Genomic DNA, 19,001 nt, shown 5'->3' on the forward strand with positions numbered 1-19,001 from the left:
CCGTCCTGATCCTGCCTTCTACCTTCACCCCTATGCAACATGCTGATTTGCAATGCAGTACCAACGAAGCCTTGTTGTCCGAACTCATCGCCATTCCGAGTGTCAACCCGCGTGAGGAGGCCGTCGCGGCGGAGACCCGGCTGGCGCAGTTCGTCGCGGAGTACTGCCGTCGCCTGGGCATGACGGCCCGCCTGGACGAGGTGACCGACGGCCGCTGCAACGTCGTCGCCACCATGCCGGGGCGCCGCACCGACGAGTGGATTCTTCTGGAGACGCATCTCGATACGGTCGAGACCGAGGGGATGACCCTCGACCCCTTCACCGCGCACATCCGCGACGGCCGGCTGTACGGGCGCGGCGCCTGCGACGCGAAGGGACCCCTGGCCGCCTTCCTGTCGGCGCTCGCCCGGATCGCCGCCTCCGGGCACCCGGCCGAGCGCACGGTCGTCCTCGCGGGCGCCATCGACGAGGAGCACCGCTACCAGGGCGTGACGCATCTGCTCGGCACGGGAGCGGAGACGAACCCCACGGGCGACGGCGGGGAAGGCTTCGCCGCCCGCTGCGTCGGCGCCGTCGTCGGCGAACCGACCGGCCTCGCACTCGTGGTGGCGCACAAGGGAGTCATGCGCTGCCGCATCGTCGCCCAGGGCCCCGGCGGGCACAGCTCCCTGCCGGAGGGGCGGATCAATCCCGTCGAAACGATCGCCGAGGTGGTCCGCTACCTGCGCGACGAGGTCGCCACCCGGCTGACCGCGCGACGGCAGCCGCTGGTCGGCCCACCCACTCTTGTCGTCACACAGATATCCGGCGGCTCAGGTCCCAATGTGCTGCCCGAACGCTGCGAGATCACCATCGACCGGCGCACCGTGGGCGGCGAGGAGCCCACCCAGGTGTGGCGGGAGCTGAAGGACGAGCTGGAGAACCGCTTCCCCGGCCGGGTGGAGGTGGCACCGCCGCACGTTGTCGACTACGCGCTCCCCGCGCAGGACGAGGGAGCCGGAGCCGCCTTCAGCGCGGAGGTCGGCCGCGCCTTGGCCGCCCACGGACTCGATCCGGCGGGCATCGGCGTGGGACACGGAACCGACGCCAGCAAGATCTGCCGTACCGGAGTACCCTCCGTCGTCTTCGGCCCCGGAACCATGGCCGAAGCCCACACACCCGGCGAGTTCATCGAGCTCGGCCAGCTGGCCACCGCCACCGATGTACTGGTCACCCTGCTCACCACCGGCTCCGGCAGCGCCCCGCGAGGCGACGGTGACTGATACTCCCCACGCAGGCGCCCACGCCGGCCCGCACGGTCAAGAGCTCGCCGAAGGCCCGGTCGGCTGGCGGTTCAAGGCACTCCCGCCACAAGCGGCGCCCTACCGCGGCGCGCAGATCCCCGCCCAGGGCTACCGCCTCTTCGAGGACGGTTTCGAGTGGCCCGTCATGGTGCTCAAGGAATACGCGCTGGACGCCAACCTCGAAGCATTGGCGGCCTTCTGCGACGAACACGGTGCGCTCTTCGCCCCGCACGGCAAGACGGCCCTCTCACCCGGGCTGTACGCGCGCCAGGAGGCCCTCGGTGCGTGGGCCGTCACCGTCGCCACGCCCCACCAGGCCCGCGTGTTCCGCGCCGGAGGAGCGCGGCGTATCCATTACGCCAACCCACTGGTGAACACCGGATTCGCCCGTTGGGTACAGCGCGAGATGGCAGCCGATCCGCGGTTCGGATTCACGGCGTACGTCGACGGCATCGAGGGCGTCCGTTTGCTCGGCGCCGCCCTGGACCCGCACTTGCCACCGCTTCCCGTACTCGTGGAGCTCGGGCACGCGGGCGGCCGTACCGGCTGCCGCACCCCTGAACAGGCGCTGGCCGTCGCACAGGCGGCCGCCGCCGAGACCGCTCTCGCGGTGGTCGGCGTCGCCGCCTACGAGGGCAGTGTCAGCCACGCGCGCACCCCGGACGCCCTCGCCGAGGTCACCGGATTCCTGCGCACCGTTCGTGACACCATGTCCCGTATCGCCCACGCGGGCCTGCTGGACGCCCGTCCCGGTACGGGCGAGTGGCTGGTGAGCTGCGGCGGAAGCATCTACTACGACATCGTCGCCCGTGAACTCGCGAGCGACTGGGAAGTGGACGGCACGGCGCCGGACCAGCACCAGGACCCGGGCCGGAAGGCTCCGGACGGACGGCGCCCCGTACGGCTGCTGCTGCGCAGCGGCGCCTACGCCTCCCACGACGACGGCCTCTACGACCGGCTGGCCCGCCAGGCTCCCGGCACACCCCGGCTGACCCCCGCCATCGAAGTGTGGACCCAGGTGATCTCCACCCCCGAGGACGGTCTCGCCCTGCTGGACGCGGGCCGCCGCGACCTGCCCTTCGACGAGGGACTCCCCGTACCGCTGGTCCACCTGCCACGGCGCGCCGGGGCCCAGGACGCCTGGACGCGGGACGCCGCGCGTGGTGCCGAGTCCCTCGGCGACTGGACGATCGACGCGCTCAACGATCAGCACGCCTTTCTCCGCTTCCCCGCGGGCAGCGGCCCCCGCGTCGGTGATCTGCTCGCGCTCGGCATCTCACACCCGTGTACCGCGCACGACAAGTGGCAGCTCGTGCCCGTCGTCGACGAGGACTACCGCGTCGTGGACACCGCCCGCTGCTTCTTCTGACCGGCTCCTCTTCCTTCTCCGCCTCCATTCCTCCCTTTTCTTCCGTCCGCTTGGTCCCACATGACGCCTGCCGCTCCGGTGTCACCCGTCCTCGGAAGGATCACCCGTGTCCGTCTCCACCTCTCCCACGCTGCCAGGGGGCTCCGCCGCGAGCCGCGGCGGCGACCGGCCGCCCAGGCTGCGTACCCGCTGGGCCGTGCTCGCCGCCGACTTCATGGTGCTCGGTCTCAACTACGCCGACCGGGCCGCCATCGGTGTCGCCGCGCCGTACATCATCAAGGAGTTCGGCTTCTCCGAGACCGCGTTCGGCTGGATCCTCAGCATCTTCGCGATCTCGTACGCGCCCTTCGGGCTGGTCGGCGGCTGGGCGGCCGACCGTTTCGGCCCGCGCAAGGTCATGGGCTGGGCGGCTCTCGCCTGGTCCGTCTTCACCGCCGCGACGGCGGCGGGCGCGGGATTCGTCAGCTTCCTGATCATCCGGATCCTCTTCGGCGCCGCCGAAGGCCCCCAGGCAACCGTCACCGCCAAGCTGATGAACACCTGGTTCCCGCGGCGGGAGCTCGGAACGGCGATCGGTATCGCCAACGCCGCCACACCGCTCGGCGGAGCCGTGGGAACCCCCATCGTGGTCGCCGTCATCCAGGCGACGAACGGAAACTGGCGTGCGCCGTTCATCATCTTCGGTGTCATCGGTGTGCTCTTCGCCGTCGGCTGGTTCGCCGTCGTACGGGACACACCCGAGCAGCATCCCTGGATGAAGCCCGCGGAACTGCGCGAGATCAACGGCCTGGAGAGCGGAACAGCGGCAACCACGGACAAAGACGCCGGGGCAGAGGAGGGCGCCGCAACGGACAAGGCCGGAACCATAGGACACACCGGAAACAAGGAGAGTGAGAAGTCATCGGCTCTGCCGGGCATGTGGCACTACGTCGCCCGGCCCGTCATCTGGGCCACGGCGCTCGCCTACTTCGGCTACGCCTGGATCCTCAACGTCTTTCTGACCTGGTTTCCCACGTATCTGGTCGCCGAGCGCGGCATCGATCTGGCACACCTGGCCGTCGCCGGTTCCCTCCCTTGGATCGGCGGCTGTATCGGCATGATCGCGGGCGGTGTCGCCACGGACCGGCTGGTACGCCGCATCGGCGCCGCAGCCACCGTTCGCCGCTGGACGATCGTGATCTGCCTGATCCTCACGGCGGCACTCTTCGGGTGCATCCCGCTCGTCGGGAGCGCCGTCGAGGCGGTGGCGCTCATGGCGGTCATCATCTTCCTGCTCTACTTCACCGGTGCGCAGTACTGGACCGTGATTGCCGAGGAGGTGCCCGGCCCCCGCTATGGTTCCGTCGCCGGAGTCGTGCAGTTCATCGCCGGGTGCGCCGGGTTCCTCGCACCGCTCATCACCGGAGCCGTGGTCGAACACGCCCGCTCGTGGACGACGGCGTTCACCATCGCCGCGGTCATCGCCGCCGCCGGGGCGCTGCTGCTGGCCTTCGCCGGACGAGGCAAGGCGGCACTTGACCCGGCGCGGTCCGGGTGATTGCCACTGCCGAGCGATGAACGCCGCACAGTGCCGTTGCTGCCTCCTGGGGCGCCATGCGGCGCACCCCATCGTGCGCCGCATGGCCAACAGGTTCTCCGTGAAGGCGATGTCCGTGATCATGGTGTCGGTTGATGTGACCTCACCGGGATTTTTGTGGATCGGCCGGTCGGCCCGCTACGGCATCGTTGCAGCCTGTCATCCACTGCCGGGATGGTTCCCATCCGCCTGGTGTTTCGTACTCCGCGCACACAGTTGATTCATCCTGGCCGGCTTCGTAGCCCTCCTCGTACTGCTGCTGGTATCTGCCCTTGCACCCGGATACGAGCAGCAACTGGAGGACCAGAAGGGCAACCACGTAGTGCTTCACATGCTTGGTGGAACCCAGCCGACCGTACTGGGTGACCGCACCGGGTTCTTCCTTGACATGAAGTATCGGGAGGGCTCCGTCGTACATGCGGCCCACCCTTCCAGAACGCCCCGCCACCGGGGCGAGTTCGCTGAAAGGAAGCGACCGGCAAGGCGACCGGCAACGACCGGATGCAGGTAGAGGGGACACTGAAGCGGACAGCCGGCCGGACTGGATACCTCTGACCGCCGACTGTGTGGTCCCGCTCGGACCACACACGCCCTGAGAAAGGCCCTGCGAACAGCGATGGGACGCCGCAACTTCCTCACGATCTCGGGTGTTGCCCTGTCCGCGCCGGCTGAGCGGCGACAGCACACCGCGTCCCTCCTGGATGCCAACCTGTCCACGGTGACCGAACTCCTCGAACACGGCTGCTGCACCCACGCCCTCGGAGTGCGCCTCCACACCCTGACGGCCTCTCTGGGCCGGACCGCGGCGCCTGCTACGGCATCGGAACAGGAATCACCGGCGTCCTGGCCTTCTGGGTACAGAAATGCAAAAGAACGCATTTTGAGCGCAAAACGTACGCTGTTCGTACGCGCTTCGTGCGATCCATTGGGTAGGGTGTGAAGCAGGAGGTGTTCCATGTCCGAGTTGTTCGACGCGGTCGACGCACTGGTCGCGTCCCGTTCCCCGCTGCCGCCGCCGGTGGAGCGCAAGAGGCTGCGTGCCGCGCACGGACTGACGATCGACGAGGTGGCAGGCGCGCTGAAGGTGCGGCGGGCCACGGTCTCGGGCTGGGAGGCAGGGAAGACCGAGCCCCGCCCGCCGGAGCGGGACGCCTACGCGCGGCTGCTGACGCAGCTCGCGGAGCTCTACCCCGCCCCGGACGGTGCGGCCGTACTCGTCCAGGACGCTGCGGTGCCGGCCACGTTCACCGGCGCGTCCGCCCCGGTGGAAACACCGACTTCGCCCACAGGCCCGGCGCCCGAGGCTCCGGTCATGAGTGCATCCGAGAACACCCGGCCCCCTGCCGCTGCGCCCGTCGCTGCTGTTGCTCCGGTGGCCGCGCCGCGTCCGGCGCGCACCACCAGGCCGACGGCGTCACGCCGTCCCGGTGCACGCAAGGCGGCCTCGGCCGGCACCCTGGCGGGCGGCACCGACCCGCGGTTCGAGAACGGGCCGCTGGCGGTCGTCGATGTCGACGCCGATGGCAAGGTGGTGGCGTACTGCACCGGTGGCCTGGTCCTGGATGTGCCTGCCAAGAGCATCCCGGCCCTGGTGGACTGGACGCTCAGGGAGGCGAAGCTCGGTCAGCCGAAGCTGTCCGGGCCGGGCAAGGACGCCGACCCGCTGCTCGTGCTCACCGAGGCCGCGCTGGAGCGCTACGGTCTGCCGACCGTTCTCACGGAGGAGGAGCGGCTCGCCGGGCGGATTCCGGAAGGCCACAAGGTCATCAAGCAGCTGGTCCGCGCGGAGTGGAAGCTGACCAAGCGCGGCTTCGGGCCGTGGGCGCGGATCTACCGTCCGGCCACCGGTTCGGAGCGTGCCTGCGTGCAGCTGTGCATCCCGTCGTGGAACGCGCTCGACACCCGGCACTGGGACAGGGCTGGACAGCTCCCGCCGGCCGAACTCGCCCGCGTTCTGGGCATGTACGCGTCCCGGGTGATGACGCCGCGCGGATCGACCGCCGTGACCGGCCTGGAGCTGATGACCACCCTGCACCCGGCGACCCGCGCCTCCGAGCCGGACGCCGACGGCAAGCGGCACTCCGAGCACAACCCCGGCAGCCTGGGCAAGGACCCGGTCGAACCGGCGCCGTGCGAGGCCCCCGACGGCCACCCCGTCCTCGCCGACCTGCCCCGCTTCCACGTGCGCGGCCCGGCGGAGAAGCTGTTCGAGGAGGCCTACGACTGGGCGCGGCCGATGACTGATGCCGAGTGCACCCTGCGCCACCTGGTCGGCATTGACGTCAACATGGCCTTTGCGGCCGGTGCCAACGGTCTGCCCGTCGGCCTGGGCGCGCCCACGCATGTCAAGGCCCCGGTGTTCGACCCGAAGCTGCCCGGCTCCTGGCTGGTCGACCTCTCCCACGTCGATCTGTCGAAGGTGAAGGTCGGCAAGGAGTGGGTGGATCTGGACGGCAGCCTGCTGCCCAGCCCGTTCACACCGAAGGGTGACCGGCCCGAGGGGCCGGCCTGGTACGCGACGCCGACCGTGGCGTACGCGGTGGAGCTCGGCTACGAGGTGCGCCCGCTGGAGGCGTGGGTGCGACGGGATAACGGCCGCTATCTGGACGGCTGGTACCAGCGGCTGCGCGACGCCTACCTCGCCACGATGGCCGACCTCGGCGTCGCCGCCGACCTGACCCCGGCCGACTTCCTTGCCGCCATGGACGGCTACAAGGGCCGCGATCCGGAGTTGGCGATCGTCGTCTCAGCGATCAAGGCGACGGTGAAGGGCGGCCTGGGCAAGCTGCGCGAGCGCCCTCGCGGCGAGGGCTGGCGGCCGGGTGAGCCGTGGCGGGCCCTGTCCCGCCCGACGTGGCGGCCGGACATCCGCGCGGCGGTCATCTCCCGCACCCGGATCAACCTGCACCGCAAGATCGTCAAGCACGCGGCGTTCACCGGGCGGTACCCGGTCGCGATCCTGTCCGACTGCGTCGTCTACGCCGCCAACGGCGAGAGCCCGCTGGACTTCCTGCCGTACCGGGAGGGCAAGCCGCTGCCCGGCGGCTTCAAGCTCGGCATCAACCCCGGCCTGGTCAAGCACGAGGGCACCCAGTCCGTGCTGTGGGGCGAGGAGGTCCGCGAGCGGTTCAACGCCCCGGAACTCAACCTCGCCCGGTACATCAAGGACGGCACCGTCACCGACGTCGACAACGGAGAGTAGGAGAAGGCGACGATGAGCCTGTTCGGGGACGGCCTGGACGCCGCCGTGCAGAAGGCGTTCACCCGCCCGGCACCCAAGAACGCCGGTCCGCAGATGCGGTACCTGGTCAAGCAACTCGGTGGCACGAAGGCGGTCGCCCAGATGCTGCGTGTCTCCCAGCGCACCGTCGAGCGGTACGTGAAGGACCAGATCAAAAAGCCCCGGCCGGACCTCGCCGCCCGCCTGGAGCGCGAGGTGAAGAAGCGCTGGCAGCCGCAGATCCGGGCGAAGGCCAAGGCCAAAGCGGCCACCACGGGCGGCATCGTCATCGACACCCGCGCCCGCATGGGCTACACCGCGCCCATCGGGTCCACGGACCAGGACCGCATCCGGCACCTGACCGTCGCCCTGCCCCCGCACTACGCCGCCCGCCTCTTCGACGCCCAACAGGCCGGCGCCGACGACCGTGAGCTCAAGGAGATCGCGGCCGAAGCGCTCAAGGAGGTCTACTTCCAGGACGGCGGCCGTCGCGCCGGTAGCCTGGAAGAGGTCCGCTTCACCGACATCGAACACCTCGAGTTCGACCTGTAGCAGCCGCACCCCGAACTGTCCGCGAGCCCCGAACCACTGGTGGTCCGGGGCCCGCTCGCGTCTCCGCGGGACCGTTGCGCGGTGGTCCACCGTTCCCGAACAGGTCAGGCCCGGAGAGCCGCGAGCGCCAGCGTTGCGTACCGGCGCCACACGTCGTGGTCATGGACGTCCAGTTCGAGTAGTACGTGGGCCACTCCGCCGATCAGCACCAGCAGGTCCATGGTCGTGATGTCGTCCCGGATCTCGCCCCGGTCGCGCGCCGCGTCGAGCCATCTGACGATCGTCGCAGCTGTCTCGTCGTCGAACGGCGGCGCCGACCCCTCGGCGGGCGGCGTCAGGCTGACAGCTGCAGGACTGGTCGCGGCGTGCCACATCGGGGCCTGCGCCATCACGTCGACCAGCAGCCGGTCACTGGCCAGGCGCTCGACGATGCGGTGTATCGCGGCTTCCAACGCCGCCTGAGGTTCGCGAACGTGCGCGTCCGTGTCCGCGACGACATCGCGCAGCCACTGGACGCGGGTGCCGGTGAGCGCCTCGACCAGGGCGGCCTTGGTCGGATAGCTGCGGTACACCGTCGCCTTCCCGACCCCCGCATGTGCGGCGACCTGCGGAATCGTGGCGTCCAAGCCGTGTTCGGTGAAGACCTCGACCGCCGCCGCCAGCACTTTGTCGTGATTGCGCCGCGCGTCCGCCCGTCGCTCGCGCCAACCTTCCTCGGTCACGCGGTACCGCCGATGCCCTCGTCGTGAATGTCAACGCCGTCACCCTATCCGCTCCGCGCCGACGGCTGTGAAGCCGGTTACCAGGCCGGCCGGTGGGTCGGATGTCTGTGACCGTGCACCATCCGAATAAGTGGACCCCGGAGTCCTGATAGCTTGAAACGTATCCGGACCTCTGGGTCCACTTCGATGAGGGGATGCACGATGGCATGGCGGCTGTTCCGGCTCGGCCGGTGGTCTTTCCAACACCGAAAGTTCGTGACTCTCGGCTGGTTCCTGGCGTTGTGCGCGATTCTGCTGGGTTCACTGCTGATGTCGGGCAAGACGAACGACAACTTCGAGCTGTCCGGGATCGAGTCGATGGACGCGTTCGAGCTGATCGAGAAGCGCACTCCGGGCGCCTCGGCGGACGGTGCCACGGCGCGGATCGTGTTCGAGGTGCCGGCGGGGGAGTCGCTCACCGACGCGCCCCACAAGCGCACGGTCGGCACGGCGCTCGCCTGGCTCGACGGCGCCGACGTGCAGACGGTCGCCGACCCGTACACGGCCGGGACGCTCTCCGTGGACGGCCGCGTCGGGTACGCGACTGTGACGTTCACCGAGTCCCCGGCGGATCTCTCCGAAGGGGACAGGGCCCGCCTTGAGGATGTCCGGACGGCGGCGGAGGGCCGGGGCCAGGACGTCCTGATCGGCGGCGACGCCCTGGCTCCTGAGGCACACTCACCCGTGGCCGAACTTGTCGGCATCGGCGTGGCGTTCCTCGTTCTGGCGCTCACGCTGGGATCGCTCCTGGCGGCTGGGATGCCGCTGCTCACCGCGCTGGTCGGGGTGGGCATCGGTATGATCGCCATCTCGGCTCTCACGATGTTCGTCGAGCTGTCCTCGCTCACCGGGTCGCTGGGCACGATGCTGGGACTGGCCGTCGGTATCGACTACGCGCTGTTCATCATGACCCGCTATCAGACCGAGGTCCGAGCGGGCCGCCCGCGGGACGAGGCGGCGGGGGTCGCGGTCGGTACGGCGGGCTCGGCCGTGGTCTTCGCCGGCCTGACGGTCATCGTCGCCCTGGTAGGGCTCTCCCTGTCCGGAATCGGGTTCCTCACGCAGATGGGCCTCGGAGGGGCGTTCACCGTCGCACTGTCGGTGTTCATCGCGCTGACGCTGCTGCCCGCGCTTCTCGGGTTTGCCGGTGCCCGCGTCGCCTCTTACCGGGCGCCCGCCGGCGCGCATCCCCACCCCGTGAGGAAGCGCGCGACCGCGCGCCTCTGGGCGGAGGCTGTCGTACGGCTGAAGTGGCCGGCCACACTGGTCGGCACAGCGGCTGCGGCCGTGGTCTCGATTCCGGCCCTCTCGATGCAGCTCTCGCTCCCGGACGACTCCACCAGACCTACCGGCAGTGACGCCCGCGTCGCCTACGACCTCATCTCCGACCACTTCGGTCCCGGCGCGAACGGGCCACTCGTTGTCGTTGTCGACACCCGGGGAACCACGAGCGCGACGGCCGCCCAGGCTGCTGTCGCGCTGGCCACCGAGCGGATCGACTCGCTTGCCGCCGGGAGCGGGTCCGGCGTCGCCGGGGTGATTCCCGCGGTGAGCGACGACACGCCGGAGTCACAGCAAGCGCTCGCACGGCAGCTTGAGATGTCGGGCATCGCGACGTTGACCGTGATTCCGACGACGGGCCCCGCTCAGCAGGGGACGAAGGAGCTCGTCGCGGACCTCCGTGACGCCCTGGGCGACCTGGAGGCGGCCAGTGGGGCCCGTGCCCTGGTGACGGGACAGACCGCGGTCGGCATCGACATCTCCACCGAACTCCGGAACGTCTTCCCGGTCTATCTGACCGTGGTCGTCGGCCTCGCCGTCCTGCTGCTCATCGCGGTCTTCCGGTCGATCTGGGTGCCGGTCAAGGCCGCCCTCGGGTTCCTGCTCTCGGTCGGAGTGTCACTGGGGGCCACGGTGGCGGTGTTCCAGTGGGGCTGGTTCAACGAGCTGGTAGGGATCGACGGCAGTACGCCGGTGCTCTTCATCCTGCCGATCCTGCTGACCGGCATCCTGTTCGGACTGGCAATGGACTACGAGGTCTTTCTCGTCACACGGATGCGGGAGGCTCACGTGCGGGGCACGCCGGCCGTGCGCGCCGTCGTCGACGGCTTCGCGCACAGTGGCCGCGTCGTCGCGGCGGCAGCGGTGATCATGGTGGGTGTCTTCGCCGGGTTCGTCCTCACCGACGACATCATCCTCAAGACGATCGGATTCGCTCTCGCCATCGGTGTCCTCGCGGACGCGTTCCTGGTCCGCATGCTCATCGTGCCTGCCGTGATGGCGATCGTCGGCGAGCGTATCTGGTGGATGCCGAAGGCGATGAGCCGGGCCGTGCCCAGCTTCGACATCGAGGGGGAGCAGCTCGCCCGCCGTCTCGAAGAGCAGGCCGCCTCCGGCTCCGCCCGTCCCGGCGTGCAGGTGCCGGCCAACGCGGGCTGAGAGGCAGCGTCCGTATCGGTACCGGACCCGGGGCCGCGCGGGACGACGGATCAGATGATCGCGCCGTGAGTGTGCCCCGCGGGGTCCGGGCCTTCGGCCCGCGCGGTTCCTGGACGAGGGGCTACGGCTCCGTCCGCCTCCGGCCCGCGGGCGTGTCCGGCCGATCAGCGCGGGCTCGGAAACACGGCCCTTGGCCCTCCCCACCTCCGCCGCCGTTGCAACGGAGCGGTGGCGAAGCCCACTTCATGGGCGATCCGCTCCACCGGCAGGTCGCCGAAATCCAGCAGGCGCCCGCGCCCGCCGCAGCGGCGTCGGGGTGCAGGGGACTGCCCGGCGTCGGGTCAGAGGTACCGGACGCCGGTCAGTTCCTCGGCCGCTGTCCAGAGCTTCTTGCCCACGGTGGGGTCGGCGGCCTCCCGGCTGAGCTGGGCCTCGGTGACCCGGCCTCGCGTTTCCCTCAGCCCGGCCGGGCCGAAGAACTCGCCTCCGCGCAGTCCGGGCTCGGTTGCGGCCCGCAACTGCGGAAGTGTGCCCCGCTCCACCGGCTGGGTGGCGAGCAGGCCGAGCCGGGCGATCAGCCGTCCGGCCCGGCCGCGGTGTTCCCAGGCCCGCGGGGCGAGGTTGGTGCGGGTGAGTCCGGGGTGCGCCAGTGTGCTGACGACCGGCGATCCGGCGGCGCGCAGGCGGCGGTCCAACTCGACACCGAAGACGGTGGTGGCGAGTTTGGAGCGGCCGTAGGCGGGGGCCGCCCGGTAGGAGCGCTCGTACATCAGATCGTCGAAGTCGAGGTGCGCGTTCTTGTGGGTGATCGAGCTGAGGCTGACCACCCGGGGAGCGGGCGCCGCGGCGAGCGCGCCGAGCAGCAGACCGGTCAGGGCGAAGTGGCCGAGCATGTTGGTGCCGAGGTGCAGCTCGAAGCCGTCCGCGGAGGTGCGGCGTGGGCCGAGCAGCACCACACCGGCGTTGTTGACCAGCAGGTCGATCACCGGACGGTCGGCGGTGAGCCGCGTGGCGAAGGAGCGGACCGAGTCGAGGGAGGCCAGGTCCAGCTCGCGCACCTCGACCTCACCGCCGATCCGGCGGGCCGCCTCCTCGCCGGAGGTGGTGTCGCGGACTGCCAGCACGACGTGGGCACCGTGCCGGGCCAGTTCGGTCGCGGTGACGAGGCCCAGGCCCGAGTTCGCGCCGGTCACGACCGCGGTCCTGCCGCGCTGGACGGGGATGCGGTCGGCGGTCCATCCGGTCATTCGATGCTCCTGAGGGTCGACGGTGGTGTGCCGACGACGCTAGGAGTTCCGTGGGCCGGGTCGGTCGTTCGCGGTTGCCTAGGTCCGTGGGACCTACCTTGGGTGCCGGGCGCGCTGACACACTGGCGGGATGACACATCCGTACGCGCGTGAGCTGGGGGACTTCCTGCGGGCCCGGCGTGCCAGACTGCGTCCGCACGACGTCGGCCTTGAGCCGGGCGGCCGCCGCAAGGTCACCGGGCTGCGGCGCGAGGAACTGGCGCTGCTGGCCGGGCTGAGCACCGACTACTACCAGCGGATGGAGCAGGGCCGGGAGGTGCGACCCTCCGACCACGTGCTGGACGCGCTCGCCGACGCGCTCGGCCTCGACGACGGAGAACGCCGACACCTGTTCGCTCTGGCCCGGGCTGCCCGCCGCCCCTTGCCCGCCCGGGTGGACCACGGTCCGGAACGGGTGCCGGAGAACACCTTGCGATTGCTGCGGGCGCTGGACACTCCGGCGGTCGTCCTGGGACAACACCTCGACCTGCTCGCATGGAATCCGATGGCGGAGACGCTCCTCGGCAGCCCGGCCGATTTCCCGTCCGACCGGCTGAACATGCTGCTGCTGATGTTCGACGACACGCTGACGGGCGAGCGGAACTGTCCCGGCTGGGAGCGGCAGGCCCTGGACTACATCGGCATGATGCGTTCCGCCGTCGCCGCCGACCCCACGCACCCGCGCGCCACCGCGGTCGTCGGTGAACTGAGTATCCGCAGCGCCGAGTTCAGGAGACTCTGGGCCCGTCATGACGTCTGTGCGTCGGTCAGTGGCACGAAGACTTTCTGGGTCCCGGAGGTCGGCGACATCGCCCTGGACTGGGACACCTATCCGCTGCCCGGCGGGCCCGGCCCGGTCATGCTGGTCTACACCGTCGAGCCGGGCAGTGCCGACGCCGACCGGCTCCAGCTCCTGGCGTCGTCGCGCGCGCCGCGTCCGTCACGCGGCGACGGCAGCGCTGCGTCGCGCGTGGTGTCGCGACGCCGCTGACCGTGCTGAGCGGAGGCTCGACGACGGCGCTGAGGGAGACCGGACACCGCGCCGTCCGGGAAGCTCACCGCGACGATGGAGCCCGCCGTCGGGTCCCGGCCGCGCGTACGCGGGCGCCGGGGGCATGGGCAATGGAGCGGACGACGGACAGGCCGAGGCCGTATCCCGTGGCGCCGACACGGCCCTGCCCGAGGCGCTCGAACGCCTCGAAAAGCTCGTCGGGCCAGGCGGGCGCGGGTGCCGGGCGCAGTGACGCCGGCAGAGAGCGCCGGCCCTTCTCCACCGTGCGCAGATGCTCCCAGCCGACCTCACCTCCGGGTGGGCGGGCACGACCGCGTCGACGGACGCCGTGATGGAGAGCGCGACGTCGACGGCTCCGGCCCGGCTGGTGCCGAAGCGGACCTCGATCGACTACGGGGAGCGGCCCCAGCCGAGCCGGACCATGTGGCCGAAGTCGGCACGGCGCACTCTCAGACGTGCGGCGGCCTGCTCGGGTCCGAGCGGGGTGTCGACGGCGACCAGGTCCGCCAGGTCCTCGCAACCGCAGACCGCCGTGACCTGGCCGGGGTGGTGCAGCGCCCCCTCGGGGTTCGCGCTCTGGTCGACCAGCAGATCGCGGTCGACGAACCGCCGCACCACGAACGCCGTCACGTTCGCCCGCTCGCGGTACGCGGTCGGGTTCGGGGTGCCGAGCGCGGCGGCGATCCGGTCGGCTGCCGCGCCGCTGGTCGGCGGGGTGACGGTCCTGTTCGGCGAAACAGTGGAGCAGGTCCTGCTTGATGTTGTCGGCGTACACGTGAACGTGCATGGCCGCGTACGGATGCGGGGGTGCGGCCGTAGGCGGCGTAGACGAGCGGCATGTTCCAGAACCGGCCGGGCTGGCGGCGCTCCGTGCCGAGGCTGTAGATGTCGTTGTTCCAGCACACGACGTTGTTGGCGTGGAGTGCGGGCTGCTGCACCTCCGGGTACCCGTACTCCGCTGCCAGGAGTACGTCGCCGTTGGCCGCGTAGATCAACGCGAAGCAGGGCGGACAAGCCCCCAAGCAGCGGCGGATCACTTCGTACTCGCTCAGCGTGAGCGGTTGCGCGCCCGCGCGCCGGTAGTTCCGGACGGGTGCCGCCAGGAGCGCGAGGCGCATGCCATTGGCGCGCCCCGCCAACTGCCCGAGACGGCCCCCGTGCAGCCGGGACCTGGCCTTGTCGCTGTTGACGAGGCCGTGCCGCTCGGCCCACCGCCTTCCCCGGGCCTCGGCCTCGACCACGCCGGGGTGACATGCCGTGGGGAACGGGATGCCGATCGTGATCCCCCGCAGGAGAGCCGACCAGCCATCGGCGGCGTCGGGCATCGTGGACCTCCGGTCGGTCGGCGGATACCCCGTGACGGGAGGAGCCCGCCAGGTGCTCGCCAGCGGTCCTGGCACCGGTGTTCCCCAGCACCGCCCTCGTCTCCCGCCTGGTGCTCGCAGCCCACCGGGCCGCCACGCGACACACGCCGTGGGCAGTCTCCGCACGGTCCGTGCCGCGGCGCGCCGCTCCGGCAGGATCTGGAGCCGAAGCGGCGGGAGCAGATGCCTGTCCTAGCCGGCGGTGGGGAACCCGCAGTCGCTGCCCATGCACATCTGGATGGGCATGATGTCCACGGTGTGGTTGTACCAGTCGTCCGCGGCGGCGCTGCCGGCCCCGGAGGCGAGGCAGGCCAGGGCCAGTACGGCGGTGGCGAGGGCGGCTCGAATGCTCATGGCTCTCCCTGATCAGTTCTCAGCAGTGACGCGAAGCGTCGCGTTACGCCACCTTTAGCTCTCTATCTCCCCTCTCACGCCGCAACGCGCCCTTCTGGTGCACTCGTTCAGCCTGCCGGCGGAACACCGGGAGGCATGACAGCGCTGACTCCGGGCAGGACTGCCCGCGCTGCGAGGAGAAGCAGGCCCACCGGCACGACCAGCGCCGTGCGGTCGCGGCCGCCGTCGACGCGGCGCTGCCGCACGCCTCCGGGAGCGAGCTCCGCGCGGCGACCGAGCAGCAGCTGTACCAGGGCGTCACCGCTCAGGCGTGGTCCGCGAGCACCGGTGGGCACAGATTCGCGAGCAGCAGGCCGCCGCAGCTCAGGCCCGTGCCGAAGCCGTGGCCGCGTAGCTGGCCACCGACGTACCGACCGCCCCGATGGCGCCGGTCGTGCGGCCCACGCCGTGTCCGCTCGCCACGCCCGACCTGTCCGCCACGGACGACACCGCGGTGCCGATCCAGGACGCGCGCGCCGACCGGCGCCGCCAGGCGACGCCATCCACGCCCAGGCGCTGCGCCGGGCCTGTACGGAGCGGGCCCGGCGGCCCGGAGCCGCGCCCTCGGTCCGGTCGGCCGCCGAATCCGTCGGGTCTGCGCCCGAACCCCCGGGGCCGCTGGAGCGTCCGTGTCGCCCAGCGCATCCTCGCCATGACCGCCGCTATCTGGCGCAACCACAAGACCGGCGCCCCGAGCACGCGATCGCCGGTCGCATTCGATCACTGAACACATCGGACTTATAGGTCCAGGTCGGGCGAAAGTGGGCCCCTTCAGCTTTGTCTACCAGCGAGACGAAGTTTTACAAACTTCGTCTTGCTTCTTCCTGCGGGAGAGGTAAGCGGCTAGATTCCACTCCGCTCCGCCCCACAGCAACCGTCGATCGGCACTGATGTTGCTCTGGATGCCTGTGCCTCCCCGCTGAAAACGGCCACCTCCGGTCCGACCGGTACCCCAGCCTCCGTCGACGGTCCGTGAATGAAGCAGAGACAGGAGATCCCTATGGCCCGCCAACAGGGAAGACACCGGGACCCCGCGCGTCGAGTGAAGATGTTTCTACTCGCTCTGATCTTTCCGCTCGCACTGGTGACGCCCGTGGCCGCGGCGCATGACGGACCGCACGAAGGCCAGGGGGACACGCCGTCCACGAGCCAACCACCCAGCGACGAGCGGTTCCAGAAGGTTCTCCTCGAAGGCACGGGACTGACCCAGCCGATGCGGATCAGCGTCGCCCCGGACGGCCGGGTTGTGTACATCGAGCGCGACGGCCGGGTCAAGGTCTGGGATCCGAAGACGGATTCTTCGGTGACGGCAGGCACGGTCCCGGTTCGGGTTGTGGGTGAACTGGGCCTCGTCGGGCTGGCGCTGGCCCCGGACTTCGCCAAGTCCGGCCATGTCTACCTGCACTTCTCCCGTCCCGACTGGGACACCTCCTACGTGTCCCGGGTGGCACGCTTCACGCTGAGCCCGCGGAATGTCCTCGACGTGAACTCCGCCACGACCGTCATCGACATCCAGCACCCGCAAGGGGTGAGCGGCGGGCACAGTGCCGGCGATCTGCTGATGACCAAGGGCGGCGTTCTCTTCATCGCAACCGGGGACAACACCAACTGCTGTGCCTCACGTGGCTTCCCTGGCACGGACGAGCGGCCAGGGCAGGCAAACGGCGATGCCCAGCGGACCTCCGCCAACACCAACGACCTCAATGGCAAGGTTCTACGGATCGCGCCGAAGAAGAAGGGCGGTTACAGCATCCCCAAGGGAAACCTCTTCCCCGAGAAGGCGGACCGCCACGACAGGACCCGCCCCGAGATCTATGCCATGGGCTTCCGCAACCCCTTCACACTGGGGGACTACGACGAGAAGACGGGCGCACTCTGGATGGCCGACTACGGTCCGGACGCGATTCAGCCGGACCCTCAGCGCGGTCCGGCCGGGCATGTCCGCCTGTTTCTGATGAAGGGCGCCGGCAACTACGGTTGGCCTTATTGCACGATGGACAACCAGCCTTACAACGACTGGAACTACGTCGACGACAAACCTGGCCCCTGGTTCAGCTGCGACAAGCCCGTCAACGACTCGCCGAACAATACCGGCCTGGTCAACCTGCCCCCGATCAAGCCGGCGACGGTCTACTACACGTACGACAAGCAGGAGTACTTCCCGCAGCTCTACGGTGGCGGCGCGATGGCGGGTCCGGTCTACCACTACGACCGGAAGAACCCCTCCGCGACCAAGTTCCCGCAGTGGTTCGACGGCCGGCGCTTCCTGTACGACTGGACGACCGACTGGGTCCGGACCACAGCCTTCGACAAGAAGCTGACAAAGCCTCAGGACATGCGGGCATTCCTGCCGGACATGGACTTCAGCAAGCCGATGGACATGGAATTCGGGCCCGACGGATCCCTGTATGTCCTGGACTACGGCAACGGCTGGGGTTCGAGCAACGACGACGCCGGATTGTACCGGATCGACTACACCGAGGGCAACCGTGCGCCCGAGGCCGTTCCGGACGCGAACGCGGATTCCGGGCCGCTGCCTCTCACCGTGGAGTTCGACGCGGCCAGGTCCAGCGATGCGGACGGCGACGCGCTGACGTACGCGTGGGACTTCAATGGTGACGGCACTACGGACGCGACCACGGCGAAGGCGTCGTACACCTACAACACCGCGGGGTCCTACCAGCCTCGGTTGACGGTCACGGACAGCGGTGGCAAGTCCTCCGTCGCACATCTTTCCGTCGTGGCGGGAAACATCCGTCCCGTCGTCACCATCGAAACGCCGGCGGACGGGGGCTTCTCGGAATTCGGTGCGGACATTCCCTTCAAGGCCAACGTCGTTGACCCGGAAGACGGCGCCGTTGACTGCAGCAAGGTGAAGGTCACCTACCAGCTCGGGCACAACCAGCACGGCCATCCCATGGCCGAGGCCACGCCCGACGCGAACTGCGAAGGAGTCCTCGTCCCCGGCCGGGACGCCGAACACGGTCCTGGCGCCTATGTGTTCCACATCGTCCGGGCCGACTACACCGACGGAGGCGGTCCGGGCGGCGCCCCGGCCCTGACCGGTGCGGACGACATCGTGCTGCATCCGGCCCAATACAGCGCCAGCACCTATCCTCGTGGGCAGGGCGTCGGTCTCTACACCGGTCAGCTCTTCGTCCCCGACTCGGGCAACTGGTTCATGTTCCCGCGGATCAATGCCGCCGGCATCGACCAGCTCTCGATGGAGTTCGCCACCCGGATGGCCGGGGCGGACTTCACCGTGCACGCCGACTCGCCCGACGGTCCTGTGGTGGCGAAGTTCGAGAACCTGCCGCACACCGGTTCCACTTCCCTTTCCAACCGGGTCTACAAGACCTTCACGGCCGCCGTGAACGACCCCGGTGGAGTCCATGACCTGTACTTCGTCGGCACCTGGCCCGCCGGAGTCCAACCCGAACTGTTCGTGCGTACCTTCACCTTCGGGTGAGCGGGGCGACGACGGCGTCGCGCTGACGGCCGAGTGCCCGATCCCGCGCCGAAATCCTTCGGACAGCAGAAGCGCTACCGACCCTTCACGGGTTCCGGCTCTTCGCGGACTCCCCGTCCAGGCGCAGGATCTCGCGGGCGGGCTCGCGAACAAGATGAGCAAGGCCTACTCCGCCGTAGGACACCTCGGGTATCAGGACACATCCCACGAGTAGAAACCGGGAACGGGCAGCTGAGCGTGCGGTCTCGGCACGAGATGCCTGGCATGGGTAAGGAGC

The 19,001-nt window shown here is 69.9% G+C and carries 15 protein-coding genes; 8 read left to right on the forward strand and 7 right to left on the reverse strand.

Translation table 11 applies throughout. The annotated features are described in order from the left end of the window. Positions 1 to 71: 71 nt before the first annotated feature. The 3 genes from ACFTZC_RS18765 to ACFTZC_RS18775 all read left to right on the forward strand — a co-directional run bounded on the left by ACFTZC_RS18765 (position 72) and on the right by ACFTZC_RS18775 (position 4,189). Positions 72 to 1,262, forward strand: a complete 1,191-nt coding sequence (locus ACFTZC_RS18765; protein ID WP_382890995.1) for a M20 family metallopeptidase — start codon at positions 72 to 74, stop codon at positions 1,260 to 1,262. Then, positions 1,255 to 2,652 (forward strand): alanine racemase, encoded by a 1,398-nt coding sequence (locus ACFTZC_RS18770; protein WP_382890997.1) that lies wholly within the window; start codon positions 1,255 to 1,257, stop codon positions 2,650 to 2,652. Before ACFTZC_RS18765 ends, ACFTZC_RS18770 begins: the two co-directional genes overlap by 8 nt. Positions 2,653 to 2,758: 106 nt before the next feature. Then, positions 2,759 to 4,189: an MFS transporter gene (locus ACFTZC_RS18775; protein WP_382890999.1), complete on the forward strand. Its 1,431-nt coding sequence runs from the start codon at positions 2,759 to 2,761 to the stop codon at positions 4,187 to 4,189. 142 nt (positions 4,190 to 4,331) lie between these two features. On the opposite strand, the gene ACFTZC_RS18780 is transcribed toward ACFTZC_RS18775, so the two are convergent. Beyond that, a complete protein-coding gene (locus ACFTZC_RS18780) occupies positions 4,332 to 4,646 on the reverse strand; it encodes a hypothetical protein (RefSeq protein WP_382891001.1) in 315 nt (104 codons plus the stop codon). Between the two features lie 537 nt (positions 4,647 to 5,183). Between ACFTZC_RS18780 and tap the strand changes: the two genes are divergently transcribed. Together tap and tpg are read left to right on the forward strand one after the other, a co-directional pair. After that, positions 5,184 to 7,430: a telomere-associated protein Tap gene (gene tap, locus ACFTZC_RS18785; protein WP_382891003.1), complete on the forward strand. Its 2,247-nt coding sequence runs from the start codon at positions 5,184 to 5,186 to the stop codon at positions 7,428 to 7,430. A gap of 12 nt (positions 7,431 to 7,442) precedes the next feature. After that, positions 7,443 to 8,000: a telomere-protecting terminal protein Tpg gene (gene tpg / locus ACFTZC_RS18790; RefSeq protein WP_382891006.1), complete on the forward strand. Its 558-nt coding sequence runs from the start codon at positions 7,443 to 7,445 to the stop codon at positions 7,998 to 8,000. A 104-nt stretch (positions 8,001 to 8,104) separates the two neighbouring features. Here the strand turns inward: tpg and ACFTZC_RS18795 are convergent, their stop codons facing one another. Then, the gene (locus ACFTZC_RS18795) at positions 8,105 to 8,722 is read right to left on the reverse strand and encodes a TetR/AcrR family transcriptional regulator (RefSeq protein WP_382891008.1); all 618 of its coding nucleotides are present in this window, start codon (positions 8,720 to 8,722) and stop codon (positions 8,105 to 8,107) included. 255 nt (positions 8,723 to 8,977) lie between these two features. Here ACFTZC_RS18795 and ACFTZC_RS18800 point away from each other — a divergent pair, with 255 nt between their 5' ends. Then, the gene (locus ACFTZC_RS18800) at positions 8,978 to 11,200 is read left to right on the forward strand and encodes an MMPL family transporter (protein WP_382891010.1); all 2,223 of its coding nucleotides are present in this window, start codon (positions 8,978 to 8,980) and stop codon (positions 11,198 to 11,200) included. 341 nt (positions 11,201 to 11,541) lie between these two features. Here the strand turns inward: ACFTZC_RS18800 and ACFTZC_RS18805 are convergent, their stop codons facing one another. Next, the gene (locus ACFTZC_RS18805) at positions 11,542 to 12,447 is read right to left on the reverse strand and encodes an oxidoreductase (protein WP_382891012.1); all 906 of its coding nucleotides are present in this window, start codon (positions 12,445 to 12,447) and stop codon (positions 11,542 to 11,544) included. 130 nt (positions 12,448 to 12,577) lie between these two features. Here ACFTZC_RS18805 and ACFTZC_RS18810 point away from each other — a divergent pair, with 130 nt between their 5' ends. Next, complete coding sequence (locus tag ACFTZC_RS18810) at positions 12,578 to 13,477, forward strand: helix-turn-helix transcriptional regulator (RefSeq protein WP_382891014.1); 900 nt, start codon at positions 12,578 to 12,580, stop codon at positions 13,475 to 13,477. A 411-nt stretch (positions 13,478 to 13,888) separates the two neighbouring features. Here the strand turns inward: ACFTZC_RS18810 and ACFTZC_RS18815 are convergent, their stop codons facing one another. The 4 genes from ACFTZC_RS18815 to ACFTZC_RS18830 all read right to left on the reverse strand — a co-directional run bounded on the left by ACFTZC_RS18815 (position 13,889) and on the right by ACFTZC_RS18830 (position 15,909). Continuing rightward, entirely contained in the window at positions 13,889 to 14,128 is a 240-nt protein-coding gene (locus tag ACFTZC_RS18815; RefSeq protein ID WP_382891016.1) for a hypothetical protein, read from the reverse strand. Next, positions 14,125 to 14,823, reverse strand: coding sequence for a terpene synthase family protein (locus tag ACFTZC_RS18820; protein ID WP_382891018.1), 699 nt, complete (start codon positions 14,821 to 14,823; stop codon positions 14,125 to 14,127). Before ACFTZC_RS18820 ends, ACFTZC_RS18815 begins: the two co-directional genes overlap by 4 nt. 231 nt (positions 14,824 to 15,054) lie before the next feature. Continuing rightward, on the reverse strand, positions 15,055 to 15,216 hold the full coding sequence (locus tag ACFTZC_RS18825; protein WP_382891020.1) for a hypothetical protein: 162 nt from the start codon (positions 15,214 to 15,216) through the stop codon (positions 15,055 to 15,057). Between the two features lie 363 nt (positions 15,217 to 15,579). Next, complete coding sequence (locus ACFTZC_RS18830) at positions 15,580 to 15,909, reverse strand: hypothetical protein (protein WP_382891022.1); 330 nt, start codon at positions 15,907 to 15,909, stop codon at positions 15,580 to 15,582. Between the two features lie 394 nt (positions 15,910 to 16,303). On the opposite strand from ACFTZC_RS18830, the gene ACFTZC_RS18835 reads away from it, so the two are divergent. Next, positions 16,304 to 18,724 (forward strand): PQQ-dependent sugar dehydrogenase, encoded by a 2,421-nt coding sequence (locus tag ACFTZC_RS18835; RefSeq protein ID WP_382891024.1) that lies wholly within the window; start codon positions 16,304 to 16,306, stop codon positions 18,722 to 18,724. The last annotated feature ends 277 nt before the right edge of the window (positions 18,725 to 19,001 follow it).

It is taken from the genome of Streptomyces sp. NPDC056987 (assembly GCF_042673865.1).
In the GTDB taxonomy this organism is placed as follows: domain Bacteria; phylum Actinomycetota; class Actinomycetes; order Streptomycetales; family Streptomycetaceae; genus Streptomyces.

Excerpts from the sequence above, each read along its gene's own strand:
- ACFTZC_RS18805 (WP_382891012.1), bottom strand. The coding sequence starts at position 12,447 with ATGACCGGATGGACCGCCGACCGCATCCCCGTCCAGCGCGGCAGGACC.
- ACFTZC_RS18820 (WP_382891018.1), bottom strand. The coding sequence starts at position 14,823 with ATGCCCGACGCCGCCGATGGCTGGTCGGCTCTCCTGCGGGGGATCACG.
- ACFTZC_RS18830 (WP_382891022.1), bottom strand. The coding sequence starts at position 15,909 with ATGGCGAGGATGCGCTGGGCGACACGGACGCTCCAGCGGCCCCGGGGG.
- ACFTZC_RS18825 (WP_382891020.1), bottom strand. The coding sequence starts at position 15,216 with ATGAGCATTCGAGCCGCCCTCGCCACCGCCGTACTGGCCCTGGCCTGC.
- tap (WP_382891003.1), top strand. The coding sequence starts at position 5,184 with ATGTCCGAGTTGTTCGACGCGGTCGACGCACTGGTCGCGTCCCGTTCC.
- ACFTZC_RS18835 (WP_382891024.1), top strand. The coding sequence starts at position 16,304 with ATGTTTCTACTCGCTCTGATCTTTCCGCTCGCACTGGTGACGCCCGTG.
- ACFTZC_RS18780 (WP_382891001.1), bottom strand. The coding sequence starts at position 4,646 with ATGTACGACGGAGCCCTCCCGATACTTCATGTCAAGGAAGAACCCGGT.
- ACFTZC_RS18810 (WP_382891014.1), top strand. The coding sequence starts at position 12,578 with ATGACACATCCGTACGCGCGTGAGCTGGGGGACTTCCTGCGGGCCCGG.
- tpg (WP_382891006.1), top strand. The coding sequence starts at position 7,443 with ATGAGCCTGTTCGGGGACGGCCTGGACGCCGCCGTGCAGAAGGCGTTC.